At 64.7% G+C, this 17,972-nt stretch carries 14 protein-coding genes; 6 read left to right on the forward strand and 8 right to left on the reverse strand.

From position 1 onward, the window contains the following. The first annotated feature begins 17 nt into the window (after positions 1-17). The gene (locus tag ATK36_RS22765; RefSeq protein WP_098513348.1) at positions 18-737 is read left to right on the forward strand and encodes a hypothetical protein; all 720 of its coding nucleotides are present in this window, start codon (positions 18-20) and stop codon (positions 735-737) included. A gap of 27 nt (positions 738-764) precedes the next feature. Here the strand turns inward: ATK36_RS22765 and ATK36_RS31620 are convergent, their stop codons facing one another. The 4 genes from ATK36_RS31620 to ATK36_RS22780 form a co-directional block, all read right to left on the reverse strand. Next, positions 765-1,148, reverse strand: coding sequence for a hypothetical protein (locus ATK36_RS31620; protein WP_141544509.1), 384 nt, complete (start codon positions 1,146-1,148; stop codon positions 765-767). After that, a complete protein-coding gene (locus tag ATK36_RS22770) occupies positions 1,145-1,390 on the reverse strand; it encodes a hypothetical protein (protein WP_098513349.1) in 246 nt (81 codons plus the stop codon). Before ATK36_RS22770 ends, ATK36_RS31620 begins: the two co-directional genes overlap by 4 nt. After that, positions 1,387-1,815 carry a recombinase family protein gene (locus tag ATK36_RS22775; protein WP_098513350.1) on the reverse strand — a complete coding sequence of 143 codons (429 nt, stop codon included), beginning with the start codon at positions 1,813-1,815 and terminating at the stop codon, positions 1,387-1,389. The genes ATK36_RS22770 and ATK36_RS22775 overlap by 4 nt, the downstream gene beginning before the upstream one ends. Positions 1,816-2,254: 439 nt before the next feature. Beyond that, complete coding sequence (locus ATK36_RS22780; RefSeq protein ID WP_245915022.1) at positions 2,255-3,517, reverse strand: helix-turn-helix domain-containing protein; 1,263 nt, start codon at positions 3,515-3,517, stop codon at positions 2,255-2,257. Between the two features lie 18 nt (positions 3,518-3,535). On the opposite strand from ATK36_RS22780, the gene ATK36_RS22785 reads away from it, so the two are divergent. From ATK36_RS22785 to ATK36_RS22800, 4 genes are all read left to right on the forward strand, one after another. Continuing rightward, positions 3,536-4,225 carry an HAD hydrolase-like protein gene (locus ATK36_RS22785; protein WP_098513352.1) on the forward strand — a complete coding sequence of 230 codons (690 nt, stop codon included), beginning with the start codon at positions 3,536-3,538 and terminating at the stop codon, positions 4,223-4,225. 184 nt (positions 4,226-4,409) lie between these two features. Further along, complete coding sequence (locus ATK36_RS22790) at positions 4,410-5,744, forward strand: hypothetical protein (RefSeq protein WP_141544510.1); 1,335 nt, start codon at positions 4,410-4,412, stop codon at positions 5,742-5,744. Between the two features lie 48 nt (positions 5,745-5,792). After that, positions 5,793-6,545, forward strand: a complete 753-nt coding sequence (locus tag ATK36_RS22795; RefSeq protein WP_245914325.1) for a transposase family protein — start codon at positions 5,793-5,795, stop codon at positions 6,543-6,545. Positions 6,546-6,629: 84 nt separating this feature from the next. Continuing rightward, positions 6,630-8,756, forward strand: coding sequence for a DEAD/DEAH box helicase (locus ATK36_RS22800; RefSeq protein WP_098513354.1), 2,127 nt, complete (start codon positions 6,630-6,632; stop codon positions 8,754-8,756). Positions 8,757-8,852: 96 nt separating this feature from the next. Here ATK36_RS22800 and drmC read toward each other — a convergent pair whose 3' ends face one another. Genes drmC through ATK36_RS22820 form a run of 4 tightly spaced genes read right to left on the reverse strand, consistent with a single transcriptional unit; the run spans position 8,853 to position 16,624 of the window. Continuing rightward, positions 8,853-9,557, reverse strand: coding sequence for a DISARM system phospholipase D-like protein DrmC (gene drmC / locus ATK36_RS22805; RefSeq protein ID WP_098513355.1), 705 nt, complete (start codon positions 9,555-9,557; stop codon positions 8,853-8,855). Continuing rightward, the gene (gene drmB, locus ATK36_RS22810) at positions 9,547-11,598 is read right to left on the reverse strand and encodes a DUF1998 domain-containing protein (protein ID WP_098513356.1); all 2,052 of its coding nucleotides are present in this window, start codon (positions 11,596-11,598) and stop codon (positions 9,547-9,549) included. Before drmB ends, drmC begins: the two co-directional genes overlap by 11 nt. Beyond that, the gene (gene drmA / locus ATK36_RS22815) at positions 11,598-15,308 is read right to left on the reverse strand and encodes a DISARM system helicase DrmA (protein WP_098513357.1); all 3,711 of its coding nucleotides are present in this window, start codon (positions 15,306-15,308) and stop codon (positions 11,598-11,600) included. The genes drmB and drmA overlap by 1 nt, the downstream gene beginning before the upstream one ends. Positions 15,309-15,310: 2 nt before the next feature. After that, positions 15,311-16,624, reverse strand: a complete 1,314-nt coding sequence (locus tag ATK36_RS22820; protein ID WP_098515112.1) for a recombinase family protein — start codon at positions 16,622-16,624, stop codon at positions 15,311-15,313. 83 nt (positions 16,625-16,707) lie between these two features. On the opposite strand from ATK36_RS22820, the gene ATK36_RS22825 reads away from it, so the two are divergent. Then, positions 16,708-17,949, forward strand: coding sequence for a type IIL restriction-modification enzyme MmeI (locus ATK36_RS22825; RefSeq protein WP_098513358.1), 1,242 nt, complete (start codon positions 16,708-16,710; stop codon positions 17,947-17,949). The last annotated feature ends 23 nt before the right edge of the window (positions 17,950-17,972 follow it).

Consider the following 17,972-nt stretch of genomic DNA (forward strand, 5'->3'; position numbering starts at 1 on the left):
ATGAGGAGCCAAGGCAGATGCCGGACGAACAGTCCCCGAAGGATGACGAAGCCGTGGATCGCGTGCCGCCGCGTCCTGACCGTGAGACCGGAGAACCATTCCCGCCTAACGGGTTGAGCTACTTCGGCGGGAAACAAGTCGATCCCCTCACCGACCCGTATCGCGACTTGCGGTTGTCACAAAAGCCCGAACCGCCACCTGGCCTCGGACCAGTGCTGGCCTGGCATCGGGAGAGCCGCAAGGGCAAGGTGGCCGTAGCCGTGGCCGGGTTGGTGATCTTGAGCGGCGGGACGGCCGCCATTTCGCTTCTGCGCGGCTTCGGCCTCGATGCGTTGGGCTACTGGCAGATCTGGGTCATCATCCTGGTAGCCACCTTCCTCGCTACCGGTCCCTTCAGCTACCTGACGTACGCGGTCGGAGCCGACTGGCTCCTGGTGGAACGCGCCAGCTGGGGCGTGAAGAAGCGAATCTGGGTCGACCTGTACGACCTGACGAAGATCGACGCTTCCTACGGCGGCACGACGTTCCACTTGTTCCTCTACGACAATGGCGGCGGTCTGTCCCGGAGTTTTGAGGAACTGCAACGTGATCGCCGGATCTGGGACCTCGTTTACAACGGCATCCTGCACTCGGTCGTGAGTGGAGCCCAGGTGAGCAAGCAGGCTGTCGGGATCCTCAAGCTCCACGAGACGCCCGCGCTGCGGCTGCGAGAAGCTGCTCGTTCGGACGGCGTGTAGCTCGGTGGTGGACGATGTTCCAAGCGATCATTCGAGGCGTTTCAAGCCGTCCAGCACTCGTTGCATAAGCTCAAGGTCTGGTTGCTGAGGCGCTGGTGAGCGTTGCCAGGGTCTCGGTGATCTTTTGATATACGGCCGAACTCGGTGTGGCAGCACCGGAAGTACCTCCGTTGGCAACCCGTCCGGCGAGATGACCGGCAGCACGTCCGTGGCTTCCGGGTCGGCGGTCGGCCAGGCGGCTGCCTCATCAGCTCGTTCCTGTTCGACCCGCGTGATGATTGCTTCTACCGACCAGTCCGGGCCATGCCGAGAGACGCCACGTTGCCGTCGTCGCCCAGGTGCCAGACATCGGACGACCAGCACCGCGAGCACGGCGGCGACCACTACGGCGGCGAGCGCCCAGACGGTCATGGGCCGGCAGGCTGCTGTTCGTCTGTCGGCCCATGCTGCTGATCGTCAGTCACGATAGGGACGTCTGCGTCGTGGTCGTCGGCGTGGGCGTGAAGCAGTTCGCCGAGCTCGATCAGCAGCCCGGCGAACTCGTGTTGCTTCACGACCGACAGCGATTCCGTGAGCAGCTCAGTCGTGGCACGGGGGATGTGCTTGGTGACCGCGGTCATCGCGTTGACCAGCTCGCCGGTTTGGCGGTTCACGGTTCGCACACCCCGTTCGCCTCGATCACGTCTGCGAGCACGCGCAAGGTGGCACCGGTTCGGCGGATCGTCTGTGTCAGGTGCGCAGCTACCGAATTGCTGTCCGAGAGATGGCGGTTGGTCAGCACGAGCGCCGCGGTGCTGTCCGGCAAGCGCAGCACGTCGAGCAGCCCTGTGAAGCCGGGGCGCTCCAGGACGGAACCCAGAACACCGAGATCGCGGAAGACGCCGCCGAGCCGCCAACCCTCGCGTTGAGACCAGTCCCGCAGGAGGTCCGTGCAGCCGTCGGCGTAGGCCATGTCGAAGACCGCGGTGCGCACGTAGCCGTACACGGCCGGCGGTTTGCTGGCGGCCAGCTTCGGCAGCGGGAGTGTGGCCAGGCGGTCCCTGAGGTCGCAAAGATCGGGGTAGGAATTGTCGGCCACGGCTCAGAAGCCCTCGCGGAGCCGGTAGGCCAAGCTGGCCTGCGGGCAAGGCCAGGGAGCGCCGCACTGTCGACAGCAACCGGTCCTCAGCGGTTCGTGCAACACCAGCGCCAGCCCGACGAGGCAGTAAAGCTGGGCTGGTTCGGGAATCCGCGTTTCTGCCGGTGGCTGCAGCCGGTTCTTGTGCCAGCGCCTTAAGGGAGTGACTGTCGCCAGGTCCGCCACGACTCCGTCGCCTGCTTCCGTCTCGTCTACGTCTTGGACGGCGCCCCGGCGGCAGGGACATCACGGCGAACGAAATCGTGCGTGCGGCAGTTCGTCCGTGACCTCGGAGGCGAGAGGAAGATCAACCGGTCGCCGGGGCACCAGGGCGCGACGGTATGGCCGTTACTGGTCAGTAATCCGAACTGTCAGTTCGGGTATGACGGACCCGGACGATCTACACGGGCAAGCCGACCTGGGCGGCGAGGCGCGCGGCACCAGCGGACTCGTTGCGCCGGCCGCGTTCGATGACCGTCGTCAAGAGGGTGTGCGCCGCGGGGCGGAAGCGGACGTCTTCGGGCGCTTCGTGTTCGGCGGAGTTCAGCAGTTCCAGCGTCGTCGCGAAGTCGCGCCGCTGGACGTGGGCTTTGGCCTGGTCGAGGAGGAATGCCACTCGGCGTTCGATCGAGGGCGAACTCTCGTGGTCGATCTTGGCCGCCAGCCGCAGGCCTTCGACAGCTTCGCCCGATTCAACCTCGACCGTCACTGCATGCATGGCGACGTTCGTCGGCCCGAACGCCGTCCAGCAGACGTTGCGGTCGCCGATGCGATCAGCGAGCGGAACCGCCTGCCGCAGGCGATCGCGGCCGGTCCAGACATCGCCGGCGCGGACCGCCGCCACGGCGGCAATCAACAGGAGCGCACCCGACAGCGCCACAGCGTCTATGTGGTCCGCTTCCACGAGAACACGGAGGTCGCCTATGGTCGCCAACGCGACGGCTTCGGCTTCGTCCGCTCGGCGATCAGCCAGCAGCACCTGCGCCAGATTCCAGCGGGCGCCAGCCAGGCGAACCGGGTCGTCGGCCTGCTCGGCCGCTCGCTGCGCGCGATCAGCCGCGAGCAATGACAGATCAACACGGCCTACGCGCTTCGCCACTGTGCGAAGAAGACCGTACAGGTCAGCGGCCACGGCCTGCGCTCGGCGGTATTCGACATCTGACGAACTACGGATTGTGGCTTCGGTGGTGGCGATGAGCTCCGGCAGATCGGTGGTCAGCTCGCTGTAGCGGTGGGGCGATGTTTGCCAGGCATGCCAAGCGGCACGCACCTGCTGACCGAGGACGTCAACGGCGGCCGGAGTGATGGCTTGGGGTGCGGTCATGGCACGGTAAATGGCGTCTGCCGTGACGTTCGAGGAACGCCGCCTCGGCGCGGCCGGCCGGGCGGACAGCAGGTCGCCCGGTTCCACGCGCAGGACCTCGGCCAGCTGGGCGAGCACCGGAATGGTGGGGACCTTCTGGCCACGTTCGATCTGGTAGAGGTAGTCCGGCGTGATACCTGCGAGACCGGCAACGACCGTCTTCGTCTGGTGGGCGGCCGTCCGGTAGAACCGCACGCGATCGCCCACCGTCTGCGCCAACTGGTCGTTCACGATCTCGTGCCGCCTTCCACCGGGCTTCTGACCAGGACGAATCGTATCGCGCCGCATCCGGTCCGTCACGGATGGCACACTCGCGTCATGACTGTGCCCGCCGCCGCGTCCCGAACGCTCGTGCTCTGGGACGTCGACCACACCCTGATCGAGACGCGTGGCGTCGGCCGGGCGATCTACGACCGGGCGTTTCCAGCGGCCACCGGCAAGCCGCTGGCGAAGCTGGCGAACATCGCCGGACGAACCGAGCTGGACATCATGGCGGAGTCGCTGCGGCTCAACGGCGTGGAGCCGACCAACGAGGCGATGAAAACGCTGGCCGATGCCCTGGTGCGGGGCTACGAAGACGCTCGGGACGAGTTGGCGATCACAGGCCGGGCCCTGCCGGACGCCCGCGAGATACTCGAACGGTTCGCAGCCGACCGCTTGATCCACCAGGCAGTCCTGACCGGCAACCTGCGCGACGTGGCGCGGATCAAGCTGGAGACGTTCGGCCTCGCGGACTACCTGGACTTCGAGAGCAGCGCCTTTGGCGATGACCACGCCGAGCGGCCGGAGCTGGTGCAGATCGCTCGGCGGCGAGCTGAAGCACAGACCCGCGACCGCTTCGACAACGCCCACGTCGTGGTGATCGGCGACACGCGGAACGATGTAAAGGCAGCTCTGACCGCTGGAGTGCGGGTTATCGGCGTCGCGACGGGCAAGTCCAGCGAAGCTGATCTGCGGGCAGTCGGAGCTACTGAAGTCGTTGCTAGGTTGTCAGACCTCCAGTTGTAAGAAATCCCGCGTGCGCGCAACACGCTCTGTTGTCGTGGTTGTCCCTGGTACTGTCGGTCCGTCGGATACGTAGGGTGTCGCAGCGACGGCGCTCCGCAGCTACGGGGAGAGCGCACTGACGACGAGTTCGACGGGTGGAGACACGCGTGCCGCGCAAGTGGTGCGGTTCTGGCGTGCGGTAGAGATGTTCAGCCCGCAGGGGGTTCCAAAACCGAAGAAAAATTGGCGTACAAAAGCCAGCGAAATCGTATTTGATCTGGCTGTCGACGACATCCCTCCATGGGACGAGAGGCACTGGGTAGCTAGAGCAAAGCTGCCCGCGGGTAAGGTCTGGCAGTTCAGTGTTTACGGCGGAATCTATAGTCTGTCCGCTGTTCGGGAGGTATTGACCTCGGTTTTCGGTCGCGACGGTGACGAATTCGTCGAACGCGACGATTCGGAAACCGCGATGTTCGCGTTCACCCTCGACGCCGAGGGGTATCTGGCCGAGGATTCACCCGCGTTGTCCGCGTGCGCGTGGGCGATCAGCCGGCTCCGGGACCCTGGGCCGGACGCGCCGGGCTGGCTGGAAGGTTTCAGGAGCGAGGAGGAAACGTTCATCGCCGCGCTCAATCGGCTGGTCCCACCGAAGCCAGACCGTCCCGGCTCGACGGGCAACGGTGTTGCGACGAAGGCCGGCAAGGTGGTGCTCTGCCAGGTAAAGGGGGCGGCGACCGATGCGGCCTCGTCCGGCGCGAAGGCGGCGGGAGACGCGATCAAGGTGACGACGGCGGCGGCGCTCACCGCCGTGGCTGGTCCGATCGTGGGCGGCATTGCGGGCGCCACGGCTGGCACGTTCGTGGAGAAGGTGCTCACTCCGCGTAAGGCGAAGTCCGATTTGAAGACTGATGCTGGGGTCACCGCCCCGGACCAGCAGACGGCCGAGCAGCCGTCGTCGGAACCACCCCGGATGACGCCACGGCTGGTGCACGCCTTCGTGACGAGGCTTGGGCAGGCGTTGGGCGTGACCGACCTGCTCAAGATCGACGGGGTACGAGTCAAGTGCGTCCAGGTGCACCAACGGACCGCGGACGAGGCATCCGAACAGAACTTCCTGAACAGCTTCATAACCGACGACCTGCTACGTATCGAGGACGCAGTCCGCGGCGGCGACGTCGGTGCCGGTGTCAGCACCTACCTCGCCGACACGGCCTCCATTCCCGCTGGCGCCCGGATCGACGTCCGTGCACGCCCCGACGACGTCGTGACCAGGGTCGCGCCAAGCCGCATTCCTACCGGGCGTTGGCCGACGAGTATCGATCGGCCGTTGGTTGTGAGCCAGCAGTTCGCGGTCAATCAGATCATGGGCGAGTTCGCTTCGGCGTCCGGTGTATTCGCGGTGAATGGGCCGCCGGGCACCGGCAAGACCACCATGCTGCGTGACGTGCTCGCCGCGATTGTCGTCGACCGTGAGGCTTATTCACGGCACCTGAGATTGCCGTTTCCGGCGTGTCAACATGAACGGCGGCCCGTTTATTGAGAGAATTGGGTTTCCACACTCAGTACTCACAAAAACGGACCGCCTAACATGTATCATACCACTGGACTTACCATCGAGCAGATCACCGACCTGTGCGGGTTGGTCGACATGGATACCACAGCTGAGCAGCGTAGGTGGCCACCGATTCTGGGCCTGTTCAACTCGGCGGTGATCGCGCTGACATACATGCGATGCAATCGGGTTCAGGCCGAACTGGCGGAAGCGTACGAGGTATCTCAACCGACAATCAGTCGTGCGATCACCGGAATGACGCCGCTGATAGAACGTGTTCTCAGGAAGTTCGTGCCGACGGCGGACGAATTGGACGACCAGACGCAGTACATCGTGGACGGAACCCTGCTGCCGTGCTGGTCATGGGCCGATCGCCCGGAGCTGTACTCCGGCAAGCACAAGACGACCGGCATGAACGTACAGATCGCTTGCACCCTTGACGGACGACTCGCGTGGATCTCCGATCCCATCGAAGGACGCCGGCACGACACGTACTGCCTGAAGGAATCCGGGGCGCTTCTGACTCTGAATCCGGACAACTGGATGGGCGACAAAGGATACGTGGGAAATTATATGCTCACCCCGATCAAGAAGCCGAAGCACCGCAAGCTCTTGGACTGGGAGAAGGAATTCAACACCCAGATCAACAAGATTCGCTACGTCATCGAGCAGACCATCGCCAACGTCAAAACCTGGAGGATCCTGCACGCCGACTACCGACGGCCCATTGAGACCTTCGCGGAAACCATCTCAACGGTAATCGCTCTGCACTTCTATGCGGCTGCCTGAATAACCCTCCGTGCCCAGCGCATCGTCGATCTGGGAGTCGCCCATCCGACGGATGCGTTCGCCGCAAGGACCGCCCGAGTTCCGTTGAGCCCGAAGTACACCGCGACCGTACATTGGCTCCGGCCCGAACTCACCGGTTCCGAAATCGTGGTGGCCACCGCGGGAAACAAGGCGGCGGCCAACATCACCGAAGAGATCCCCGGCATCGACGCGGTGCGCGGAGCTGAGGAAGCGGCCTGCGACGCCGACTACTTCACCGAATTGGCCAGCAACGTCCTAGGCGGGAACGCCTGGGGTCTGATCGCGGCCAAGCTCGGCAAACGCGGCAACCGCATCGCGTTCGTCAAGCGCTTCTGGTGGGGCGACCCGGCCGGCAAGGTCGACGAGTCCGCCCAGGAACGGCCAAAGCCGATCAAGGGCATGAAGAAGATCCTCGACGACGCGGCCGCGCATCCGCTGACCGCGGACATCTGGGCCGGATCCGTGCGCCGGTTCAAGGAAGCCCGTGCCGAGGTCGATCGCTTGGCAACCCAGCGTCAGCAGGCCGCGGAGGCGATCGCCCGTATCACCCAGCGCAGTGCGGAACTTCCCGCCCTGCAGAGCGCTGTCGAGATGGCACGAGCGCAGACCGTCCGCCACGGCGCTGAACTCGCCGCGGCGCAGGTCCAGCTGGCCGACGCCGAGAAGGAGGTCGGCGAAGCCAATGACGCGTGCGACAGGCATGCGAAACGCCAACCGAACTTGTGGGTCATCCTCTCCACCTTCTTTCGCGCGGGACGCGAGTGGCACGAGAAGGCAGCTCGACTCGACACAGCACTCGACAACGCGAAGACGGCTGCCGACTCGCTGCGGTCGGCCATCGGCTTCCACAAAGTCGCGGCCGGTCAGGCCAGCATCGCGCAACGACACCACGAGGTCGCGTTGGAGAACGCGATGTATGAGGTGGCGGTGTTGGAACAGCGGCTCGGGCAGGCCCGCGCGCGGTGGCCCGGACGTCTGCCGTATCGACCGGATTTCGCTACCGACGACGAGTTCCACCTGTGCGCTCCCTGGGCCGACGCCGCGTACACCGAGGCCCGTAACCGGCTGTTCCTCGAAGCGCTCCGTCTGCACAAGACGTTCATCCTTGGGGCACAACCCCGGTTGAGGGACAACCTCGACGTCGCCATGGCAGTCCTGCGCGACGGGCTACAGGTGCCGACGGAGACGCTGCACATGGTGTGGCAGTCTTTGTTCCTCGTCGTTCCGGTGGTCTCCACCACCTTCGCCTCGCTGCCACGCTTGTTTCGTGGCCTGGGGCGGGAAGCGTTCGGATGGCTGTTCATCGACGAGGCCGGTCAGGCAACGCCACAACAAGTGCTCGGCGGCATCTGGCGGGCCAGGCACAGCGTGATCGTCGGCGACCCACAGCAGCTCGAACCGATCGTGTCGCTGCCACTGTCCGCGCAGCACGCCCTGCGGCGCAATAACAAGGTCGACGAGCAGTGGACACCGGAGAACACCTCCGCGCAGCGGATCGCTGATCGGTTGGCGCGGTTCGGCACGTCGCTGCCGGAACCGGATGGCAATACTCGAGTGTGGGTCGGTGCGCCACTTCGAGTGCACCGGCGCTGTGAGCGATTGATGTTCGGCATCTCGAACGACATCGCCTACGGTGGCGACCTGATGATCTACGGCACCCAAGTCAACGGCGACTATCCGGGCCACAGTGCCTGGATCGACGTGCACGGAATATCAAGTGACAATTGGGTGCCGGATGAGGGCAAGGCACTGTCCGAACTGTTCGAGGAACTGCGACGGGACGGCGTCGGTCCCGGGGACATCCGCGTGATCAGCCCGTTCCGCGACGCCGTCCGGGGCGCCGAGGAGATAGCCCGTCATCGATTCGACTGGTCGTTCGTCAAGGACAACGTCGGCACCGTGCACACTGTGCAGGGCCAAGAGTCGAACGTGATCATCCTCGTGCTGGGCAGCGCGCCGCGCAAGACTCGGGCCCGCGAGTGGGCGGCTGAGACTCCGAACTTACTCAATGTCGCGGTATCGCGAGCCAAGCGACGTCTCTACGTCATAGGTAACCGGGCCCTCTGGCAGGACCAGCGCTACTTCGACACACTCGCCGCTCGCCTCCCGGTGCGCGCTTGGCCAGCGGATCGCCCCACCAACACGCGTCCGCGGCTGACTGGCGACCACAGGACCTCCGACGAGCGGTAGCGAACACAACCGCACAAGAAGTCCGTTGAAGTCAGCGAGACCGGATCCGCAGGCCCGGGTTCAGCCTTCTCCACAAGGGTCGCTCAAACGCCGATGCTAGACCAGCTCGTAGAGCGTGCCGTGTTTGCTTTTCATGGTGGACTCGACGGACTCGGCGAGGGCGGAGTCGCGGACGAGGAGGCCGAATTCGACGTTGCGGTTCTCCGCGCTGAATGAGAAGTTGGCGCTGGTGAGCATCAGCACCTCGTGGTCGATGACGATGAACTTGGCGTGGCTGACGACGTGCTTGCCGTTGATCAGCTGGGCGGACCGGTAAATGGTCGCCCTCGGGAACTGGGCCTTGACCTTGGCGGCGTCGGCCTTGTCTCCGTCGACGTATACGGTGACGACGACTCCAAGTTGCGGGGACGCTTCCTCGAGCACCTTCCACATCTGGGATGTCGGCTCGAAGTTGTAGGTCGCACAGACGACCGACTGTCGTGCTGCTTGGACCAGACGATGGAACTCGCTAGTGAGGTGCCCGATGGTGGCTTCATTGCCGGGCATGGTCCAGACGGGCGTGAGGTCGCGATGGATCGACTTCGCTCCGGCTATCGCTCGGAGGGTGCCCGCCGCCCGTTCGCCATCGCGAGGGCTCAGACCCGCTGCGTCAAGCAGGCGCCTGGCCGTCGCGCGGCGGACTGCGTTGACAACGGCGAGCGCCTTGACGATGTGCTGGCCCGCCTCGAACTGGACGGCCAGTGCTTCGGCCTCACTCGCAGTTAGAAATTCCCCAAGCTTGGCGAAGGGGTCAGAGGGCATCGACGCTCCCGAAGAATCCGGGCACAGCCTCGCCCGTGGCCGTAGGAAGGTCGAGGAGGAATCGCCGGTCGAGGAAGCGGTTGGCCTTCTCGCAGGAGGTCTCCGAGGCGAACGAGCAGCAGTGACATGCTGCGCCGTGCAGAAAGTCCTCCGGAGCACTCGGGGTTCGCATCGCGCAAACAGGGTCCGACGAGCACCTCGAGGCACGTCGCAGCGCTGCGACCAGGAGCGCGTGGAGCCGTTCTGGTTCGGAGAGCGCGACTAGACCGCCGAGGGTGCCTTCGCTGTCGGACGCGGTGGTACAGATCAGTAGGCCGGCAGCAGCATCACGCTGAGGCGAGCCGGTCCAGCCGTAGATCCTCTCGCTCAGGCTCGCAGCCCCGTAGCCGCTGAACATGGCCATTTCGCGGATGAGGGCGTGCGAGAGTGTGTGCAGCAACCAGTAACGAGGTGCGGGCAGGCGAGTATCAGGGTGGACTTTCTCACCTGTTTCGGAGAAGCGGCTCTCGAGGTTCCGCTGGTGGGCCGCTCGATGAGCTTCCCACATCGGGATCGGGGGCGACAGGATCGATTTCTCCCAACTGGCGACGGTGTCGAGGTCGAGTTGGAGGAAGATTCCCTCCCCCCGATCCTCCGTCGCCGGTACCCAGGTGGGTTTGTCGTTGCGGGTGAGCTTGACCAGGCGGCTGGAGAGGTCGTTGACGCGGTCCATTTCATCGAGCCGGGTGAAGCCGAGAACGGCGTTGACCTTCTTCATCTGGTTGACCGCCACGACCCGGCTGATCATCGGGTGCAGGTCGCCGTGGCGCTGCGTCTCGGTAACCATCAGGCCGTTGGTGTTCTGTTGCTGCGGGAACAGCGCTGGCTTCTGAAGGTAGCGCCACTCCGGGACCAACAGATCGACCGGATCCCAAGCAGCGCGCTTCTCCTGTTGTTCCTGCTCGGAGTCCGCCGGTGCCAGCAGGTCGGCAACGGCGGCGGCGATGTCGCCGTCCGCCACGTCGGCCAGGTCGAGATTCCTTGCCGCAGCCAATGCCCTGATCACGTCGATCTGATTGCCGAACTGCCTGATCTGCTCGACACCGAACTCGGCCCGCAGCCGGTCGGCGAGCGCCTCCTTCTCCTCGGCCTCGGTGCGGGGCATGACGATGATCGACTGCGTGGAGGTGAACCAAAGGTTCGACGCGCCCATCATGATCAGTGCGGGTTGGGTGTCGCATTCGCCGTCGAAGGCGTTGAGATGCGGGTGTCGCCCTCGGCACCGCCGGGGGAGCTTCTCCCGGCCGACTGAGCCCTGAGCCTCGGCCATGCCTCGGGTCTGGCCGCACGACGCGCACGCGATAATCGAGCCAACGCTCCTGCCGACGTTGGCGTCACGCATCTTCATGTCGGGCAGTTCGGCCTTGGAGCACCTCATCCCTCGGTGCACCCACAGCGAGTACGGGAACTCATCGAGATGACCGTTGGCGCAGGTCAGCAGGTGCTGCGCGGGCACGGCAGGGCTGCCGGATTTTTTGGTCGACTTGCCACCACGGCCGGGACAATTCTTGTGGGTGAACTGCGCCAAGTCGGGCCTGAATGGGTGCGTGTTGGTGTAACTGAAGCGGGTTAGCGGGCCGAGATAGTCACATCCGGTGCAACGGAACCATTGCGGGAATACTCGCGCGGGGACGCCGAGATCAGAGCCTTCGTTGGACATGCCTGTCCGCTTCGGCTGCCAGGGGAACGGTCGCAGTGCGTCGACCTGCGGGCCGAGGTGCAGCCGGACGACGTCGAGCAGGCGCGGTTCGATGATCGGCAGGATGTGCTCACGGCGCTTCCAGATCGGCTCCCAGTCGTCGAGGCCGGCAGGCATGATCGAGAAGTTCGGCAGGTCCATGATCGCGCCGGGACCATAGGTGTAGAGGAGCGACGACGGGCGGGCGGAGCCGACCTTGGCGCGGTTCTTGACCATGCCTTCCTCGGCGTCGCCGAGCGGGTCAAGCAGCTCATGCTCGTCGTGCAGCATGTCGTCACCGGACTCAGGCAGCACGTCGGTCATCAGTCTTCCTCCCCGATCGGCAACGTCCAGTCGGCTACGCCTTCGGGTGCTCGAGAAAAGAGGCGCTCAGGTACTGGGCTGACCAGCAGGTTGATCTCAGGTTGGACTTCGCGCATTGAGTTCGCGATCGTGAACGGCGCTTCGAGGGATCCGCCGACCGATGCCTTGGCGTTCTCTGGGCTGATGATCAGAGGCAGGTACTTGCCGCCTTCTCCGGTGCGTTCGTAGACAAGTGTCTTGTGCATTTGCACGGCGCGCGTAGCACGCTCGCTCCAGCGTTCGACCCGGTTGACTAGCAGGTCGTTGGCTCGCTTGGTTGCTGCTTCGTCGAGCGCGGCGGCCGCGATGCGCTTCTTGAGTTTCTCGACGATCGCTTCCACAGCCGTGCGCTGGTCCTTGATCCGCCACGCCTCCCGCTCCGGTGAAAGACCACCAATGACGGAGGCTTGCAGCACCCGAGCCGCGCTGACAAGCAGGCCGTCGATACCGCGAGCCAGCGACGTCGGCGAGTACGGCGTAACCGAAAGCGCTTCGACCTGGGCGTAGAAGGTCTCGTGGTAGTGCCGGAACTGCTCGAAATGCGCGAGATCGCGAGGTCGGGCCCAGTTGCCCAGCGAAACCACCAACCCGGGCCGCACGGACGCGTCACGGCCTACGCGCGAGGAAGCCTGGATGTACTCCGCAGTGTTCTTCGGCTGCCCCACCACAAGCATCAGGCCGAGCCGCTGGACGTCGACGCCGACCTGCAACATCGAGGTCGCCAGCACCACGTCGAAGGGTGAATCGGCTTCAGCTCGTCGTGCGACCTGCGTGCCCTCCTTCCCCGCGGCGATGCGCTGGCGGGCAGCGTCAGTGGTGTCGTAGTCCGGATCGAACTCGAGCCCGAGGCGGTCGAGCGTCGCACCGATCTCCGAGGACGCAATGCGGGAGGTCAGCTCGCCGGTCTTCAGCAAGCCGAAGGTCGCGCCACGACGGCTCGGGAATCCGGAGTCCTTGCGAGGCCGCTTGACCCGGCTCTGGACGTCGTCGGCGACGTAGCGTGCCATGCCGGCCAGCTCGCGGGTGGCGTTGAAGTAGCCGACCAGCGTCATGTAGGGGTCGGCTGCGGCCCCGGCCTTGTCCAGCAGCAACTGGCCCGCGGAGAGCAAGACCTCCGAGACACGGATCTCAACGCTGGACAGGCGCACACCCTGAGCACTGACCCCGACGTAGCGACGGCCCGGGTTGTCGGCGTCTATCGGTATTTCCCGGGAAAAGAACGTGTCCGCGACATCCAGCACCTGGGGTGGAAAGATCTCGACCCGGCGGCCGTAGAGGCCGCGGACCTGATCCTGGGCGTTGCGTACCGTCGCGGTCGAGGCGACGATCAGTGGTTTCACTGGGGAGCCGTCCGGCTTCTCCCACGACGACAACGTCTCGACCACGACCTCGAAGAGACCTACCGAGGTTCCGAGCGCGCCGGTGATGAGGTGCAACTCGTCCTGGATGATCAAGTCTGGCGGACGGAGCCGTCCGACTGGTACGACCGTCGCCGCCGGTATGCCATCCTTGGCTGGGTGTGAGCCGACTTGACACGGAGCATAGTCAGCGTGGACATAGCCGTGGCGGCCGCAACGCCGGCTGACATATCCGAACAACGCGGCGGCTTCGCCCTCGCGCGCCAGCCGGGCGAACTTGTCGACTGTGGCGATCACGAAGGCCGGTGTGAGGCGGTAGATCTCCTCGTCGACGGTGAGCACCGGAAGGCCCTCGCCTACGGCTCCGCCCTTGGCGAACGGGCACCGACGTAGCTCGTCGCCGCAATGGACGAAGACCCGCCGCTGTGTGGCATCGGCCTTCACATGGGCCGCGGTAATCGGGGTGCCACACCACGGGCAGCGCTGGATCTGGAGAACTGTCAGCCTATGACGGCCGAACTCGTTGGCCTTCGTGAGCTGTTCGTCAGCCTCTTCGAATCTCTTAGGACTGACATCGGTTCCGACCCACAGGCCGATGCGGAACGGCTCGCTGCCCCAGGTCGCTTCGTCGTCACGGCGTGCGAGCTCGGCCGCGCACACGAGCGTGGTCGCCCGCTGGAATTGTTGTGCGGTCAGCAGACGCAACGTGTAGCGCATGAGGACCGCGATCCCGTCGCGGCCGTCCAGCGGCCCGGCCGCAGACTCCACAACACCCTGACGGCGGCGGATGGCAAACGTGTACGCCGCGAGACCGAGGTAAGCCTCGGTTTTGCCACCACCGGTCGGGAAGAACAACAGTTCGACCTTCGACCAGTCCTCCGAGCTGCGGATCGGCGCAGCGGGATCGGTCAGGGCGCCGAGCTGCATCAGGATGAAGGCGAGCTGGAATGGACGCCACGACGCAGATGAGGCGCCGCGTTCTGCGACAAGCTTCTGAGCCTGCTCGATCGACAAGGTGGCGTCAGCGGCTCGTGCAGCGGCAACCTGAGAAGCGATGCGCTGATCACGCATGACGCGGTTCATGAACTGGAAACACCGCAACGCTTCTCGGTCATTGGCGAGGTGCTCCAGACCCGCGGTCAGCCGCTTGTGTGCCTCCCGGGCCTCTCCCAAGACAAACTCGGCAGTTTCTTGAAGGTGGCTCGGCAGATTGGCGGTCTCCGCGTGCTGGCTGTCCAGCCACGTCCCGTAGCCATCGACAAGTGGCGCCAGTCCGGTTCGCAAGTCATCTGCGGAAGCGGATGCCAATCCGCCCATAGCCAGCAGCGCGTCTTCGACAGATCGCGCGCGGGTCTGCGCCGTTTCGGCAACGGGCAGCCAGGTCGTCTCGACCGCCGTTGCGCGACGCGATCCAGCCTTGACCGTCCAGCCAGCCGAACAAGTGCGTCCGATTGCGAATTCTAGCCGATTGCGGTACTGGAGGTTGAGCTGCTTGACCTCCTCGTCGTGCTCCGGCCAGTCGTGCTCCAGCACGTCCTGTACCGGCAAGAACACCTCCGTGCCGCCCGCATCGACCACGAGCTTGGTCTGGAACATCCACATACTCAGCGGGATCGGCATGGGCGTCTCGCGGTCGTTGCACAGCGCGATCTCGACCAGGATCCGGCCGCACGCGGGGTCGTCATATCGATCGACCCGCAGCACTATCGACTCCTGCAGCGGCACTGTCGCAGTCTGGCCTGGCACGAGGTCAGCCACACGGATCGTTCGAGGCACCTCGACTGGGGTGCGCTGGTACGCACGGATCGGGCGACCCGCTTTGGAGACCTTGTCCGTCTCGACCGTTTCGTACTTGCCCCATGACGCGATGACACGGAACGCATCGAGTTCGTCAGGCACTTGGAACCGCAGACCCATCGAAGCGGGGATCATCAGCCCCTGCTTGGGCGCACGATCCTCGGCGTCGTCATCTTCAGCGTCGGCCTCTGTCTCATCGGCCGCGTATGCCGGCACACCACGACCGTCGGTGGCAGCATCGTCGTCCGTTCGGACCTCGATCAAGTCGCGGCCGTCTGAGTCGCTGGGCGACGCCGTCGCCGCGCCGACCAACTTCACCGGAGCGATGTGCCCGACGAGGTACTGCGAGCGCGGGCTGAACGGCAGCGCCTCCTTCGGGCCGTGGATCGGTCCAAGCAGCTCCCGCTGGAGGATGTCCACGAGGTTCTCGCGTACCGCGTACGACGAACCGTCCAGGTCGTAGTTGAGCTCGTACGACGCCTGTGTACCCGCCGCCTCAGTGGTTGCCTCTGTCACGGTTACGAGTCTGTCGTAGCGGTCCGACAAGTTCCAGCTGACACCAGCGACGGGCGCCAACGGAGCAGCACCCGCTCTTCATCGAAATAACGCCCGACGACGCCGCGGCGAATACGTAGGCTCTCCAGCTGGGTGAGGAGAACCTCTCGCTTGGCCAACTCGTCAGCACCGGCGGCATCCCAGCAGTCCTGAACGGTCGCCGCTGCGAGTGGCTCGCTTCCCCGCTCCGCGTGGAGCCGTTCCACCAGGTACGGGTCGAGCGTTGTCCGGCTCAGCGTCTGTTTGCACTTCGGACAGTAGATGACGGGTCGCTTCTGGTTCGTCCCTCGACACATGTACACGTCGCAGGCGTCACATCTCGCTACACGAGACAGAAAGGGGCTTGTCGTCACCCTGTCGCGCCGCTTGCGGACCTGCGGGCTCTCTTGTGAATTCAGGGTGTTCTGCAGCGCCGTGAATTCGCTGACCGTGATTACAGCCAGTGACTCACTCGCCACGGGTGTGCCGCTCTCGTCGCGGACGACCGCGAACGGGTCGACGTCCTTGGCGTTCCTGCCCCTGCCCGGGTTGCGTGGCGTCATCCCGGCCAAGATGGGGTTCCGCAGCAGTCGGTCGACCGTGTGATAGTTCCATTCGACGTTCCCCGGCGTGCGCTTGTTCCTTCCTCCATTAGGAAGCGGCGCGCCCTCGTCTGTCAGCCACTTCGTGACGGCGTACACGGTGGCACCGTTCAGCGCCATCATGACGGCCTCGGTAAGCCAACGGAGACGCTCCGGATCCTTGACAAGCACTCGCCCTGGCCCATCTGGGTTCGCTGCTGAGAGATAGCCGTACGGGATCCCGCCGCCAGCCCAACGGCCGTCCTTGAGCAGCTGAGCGCGCGCCGCGCGGACGCGCGCCCTGATGGCCTCTGCCTCCATCTCGCCGAACACAGCGAGCATGACCGCGAAGGCGCGGCCCTGCGGGCTGGTCATGTCGATCGGGTCCTCGACCGCGACGAGCCCTGCGCCGCGCTGCTGCAGGGCCTCGTCCGCGTGAAGGAAGTCCAGTACGCGCCGTGCGAGCCGGTCCACCTTCCAGATCACCACGGCGTCGAAGCCCTCTGCTTCAAGGAGTGTGGTCCACCCCTTGCGATCTTCAGGGCGGTTGGCGGTCGCGGAGACACCATCGTCGATGAACTCGCCGACGACTTCCCACCCTCGAGCCTGCGCGTACCTGCGGCAAGATTGGAGTTGCCGAGTGATCGAGACGGACTCCTCCTTGGTGACGCTGAGCCTGGCATAGAGGGCGCACCTGCGTACCTTGTTGACGTTCACGACAGTCACTGTGTCGCACCGACGACCTTGCTTACTTCTTTCTGCGTGGCACCTCACTCCTACAGAGGAATGGCACGCTCGGCTTGGTCGCCACCAACACGGTCGCTCAGGGAGACACCCGCGAGGTCGGCCTCGACGCGATGGTCGCCGACGGCTTCACCATCACCCGCGCCATCCAGTCCCGCTCCTGGCCGGCCTCGAGCGCCAACCTGGAGTACGCCGCCGCCTGGGGCACCCTCAGCCCCGTCGCCGACAACGTGCCACGAGTGGCCGACGACATCGAGGTACGTCGCATCAGCACCCTCCTCGAACCCACCGGCCGAGCCGAAGGCAACCCAGCACGACTGCTGGAGAACACAGGCGTCGCCCACATTGGAAGCCTGGTTCTAGGTATGGGCTTCACTATCACCCCCGAGGTGGCGGCAGAGTGGATCAGCCTCGACTCGCGGAATGGCGATGTTCTCTTTCCATTCTTAAATGGCGAGAACCTTAACCAGCGACCGGATGCGTCGGCAGCTAGGTGGATTGTCGACTTCGGCCAGCGATCACTGGAGGCGGCGCGTGCGTACCCGACCCCCTTCGAGCATGTCGTTTTGAATGTTAAGCCGGAGCGCACCAAGAATCCTCGAAAGCCTTACCGGGACCGTTGGTGGCAGTTTGCTGAGAAGCAGATGTCGATGCGCAAAGCGATCGCCGAACTGCGTGAGGTGCTCGTCATCGCGTTGGTGAGCAAGACCGTCATGCCGATGCGGGTTCCTTCTGGCCATGTGTTCAGCCACACGCTAGGCGTCTTTGCCACCAAATCGTTCGCGGATCAGGCCGTACTCAGCTCGTCGGTTCACCAGCTCTGGGCTATCAAGTACGGATCAGGTATGAGGAACGATCCTCGCTACACACCCTCCGACGTGTTCGAGACCTTCCCGCGGCCTGCACCCTTCGACCCGCTCGAAATCATGGGGCGCGCTCTAGACGTGGAGCGTCGCGAGATCATGCTCCGCCGCGACCTCGGCCTGACCAAGATCTACAACCTGGTCAACGACCCTGTTGTCCAGCGTGACACAGACATCGATCGGCTGCGCGAGATCCATGTCGAACTCGACCGGGAAGTCTTGGCCGCCTACGGTTGGTCCGACATCTATCAGGCCCACGGCTTCCATAGCTATCGCCAGATGGCCCGCTGGAGCGTCAGTCCCGCCGCTCGGGCAGAGATCCTCGATCGGCTACTGGAGGAGAACCAGCGGCGCGCGAACGAAAACAAGAAGGTCGGCCGAGCCTCCGCATCAAAGGTCGGGATCCCGAGGGAAGAAGGAACCCTGTTCACCTGACTCGAACCTCACACTGACTGTGG

The organism is Amycolatopsis sulphurea (assembly GCF_002564045.1).
GTDB lineage: Bacteria > Actinomycetota > Actinomycetes > Mycobacteriales > Pseudonocardiaceae > Amycolatopsis > Amycolatopsis sulphurea.

Bases quoted from the DNA above. Each gene is read 5' to 3' on its own strand.
- ATK36_RS22765 (WP_098513348.1), top strand. From the start codon at position 18: ATGCCGGACGAACAGTCCCCGAAGGATGACGAAGCCGTGGATCGCGTG.
- ATK36_RS31620 (WP_141544509.1), bottom strand. From the start codon at position 1,148: ATGACCGTCTGGGCGCTCGCCGCCGTAGTGGTCGCCGCCGTGCTCGCG.
- ATK36_RS22785 (WP_098513352.1), top strand. From the start codon at position 3,536: ATGACTGTGCCCGCCGCCGCGTCCCGAACGCTCGTGCTCTGGGACGTC.
- ATK36_RS22790 (WP_141544510.1), top strand. From the start codon at position 4,410: ATGTTCAGCCCGCAGGGGGTTCCAAAACCGAAGAAAAATTGGCGTACA.
- ATK36_RS22795 (WP_245914325.1), top strand. From the start codon at position 5,793: ATGTATCATACCACTGGACTTACCATCGAGCAGATCACCGACCTGTGC.
- drmC (WP_098513355.1), bottom strand. From the start codon at position 9,557: ATGCCCTCTGACCCCTTCGCCAAGCTTGGGGAATTTCTAACTGCGAGT.
- drmB (WP_098513356.1), bottom strand. From the start codon at position 11,598: ATGACCGACGTGCTGCCTGAGTCCGGTGACGACATGCTGCACGACGAG.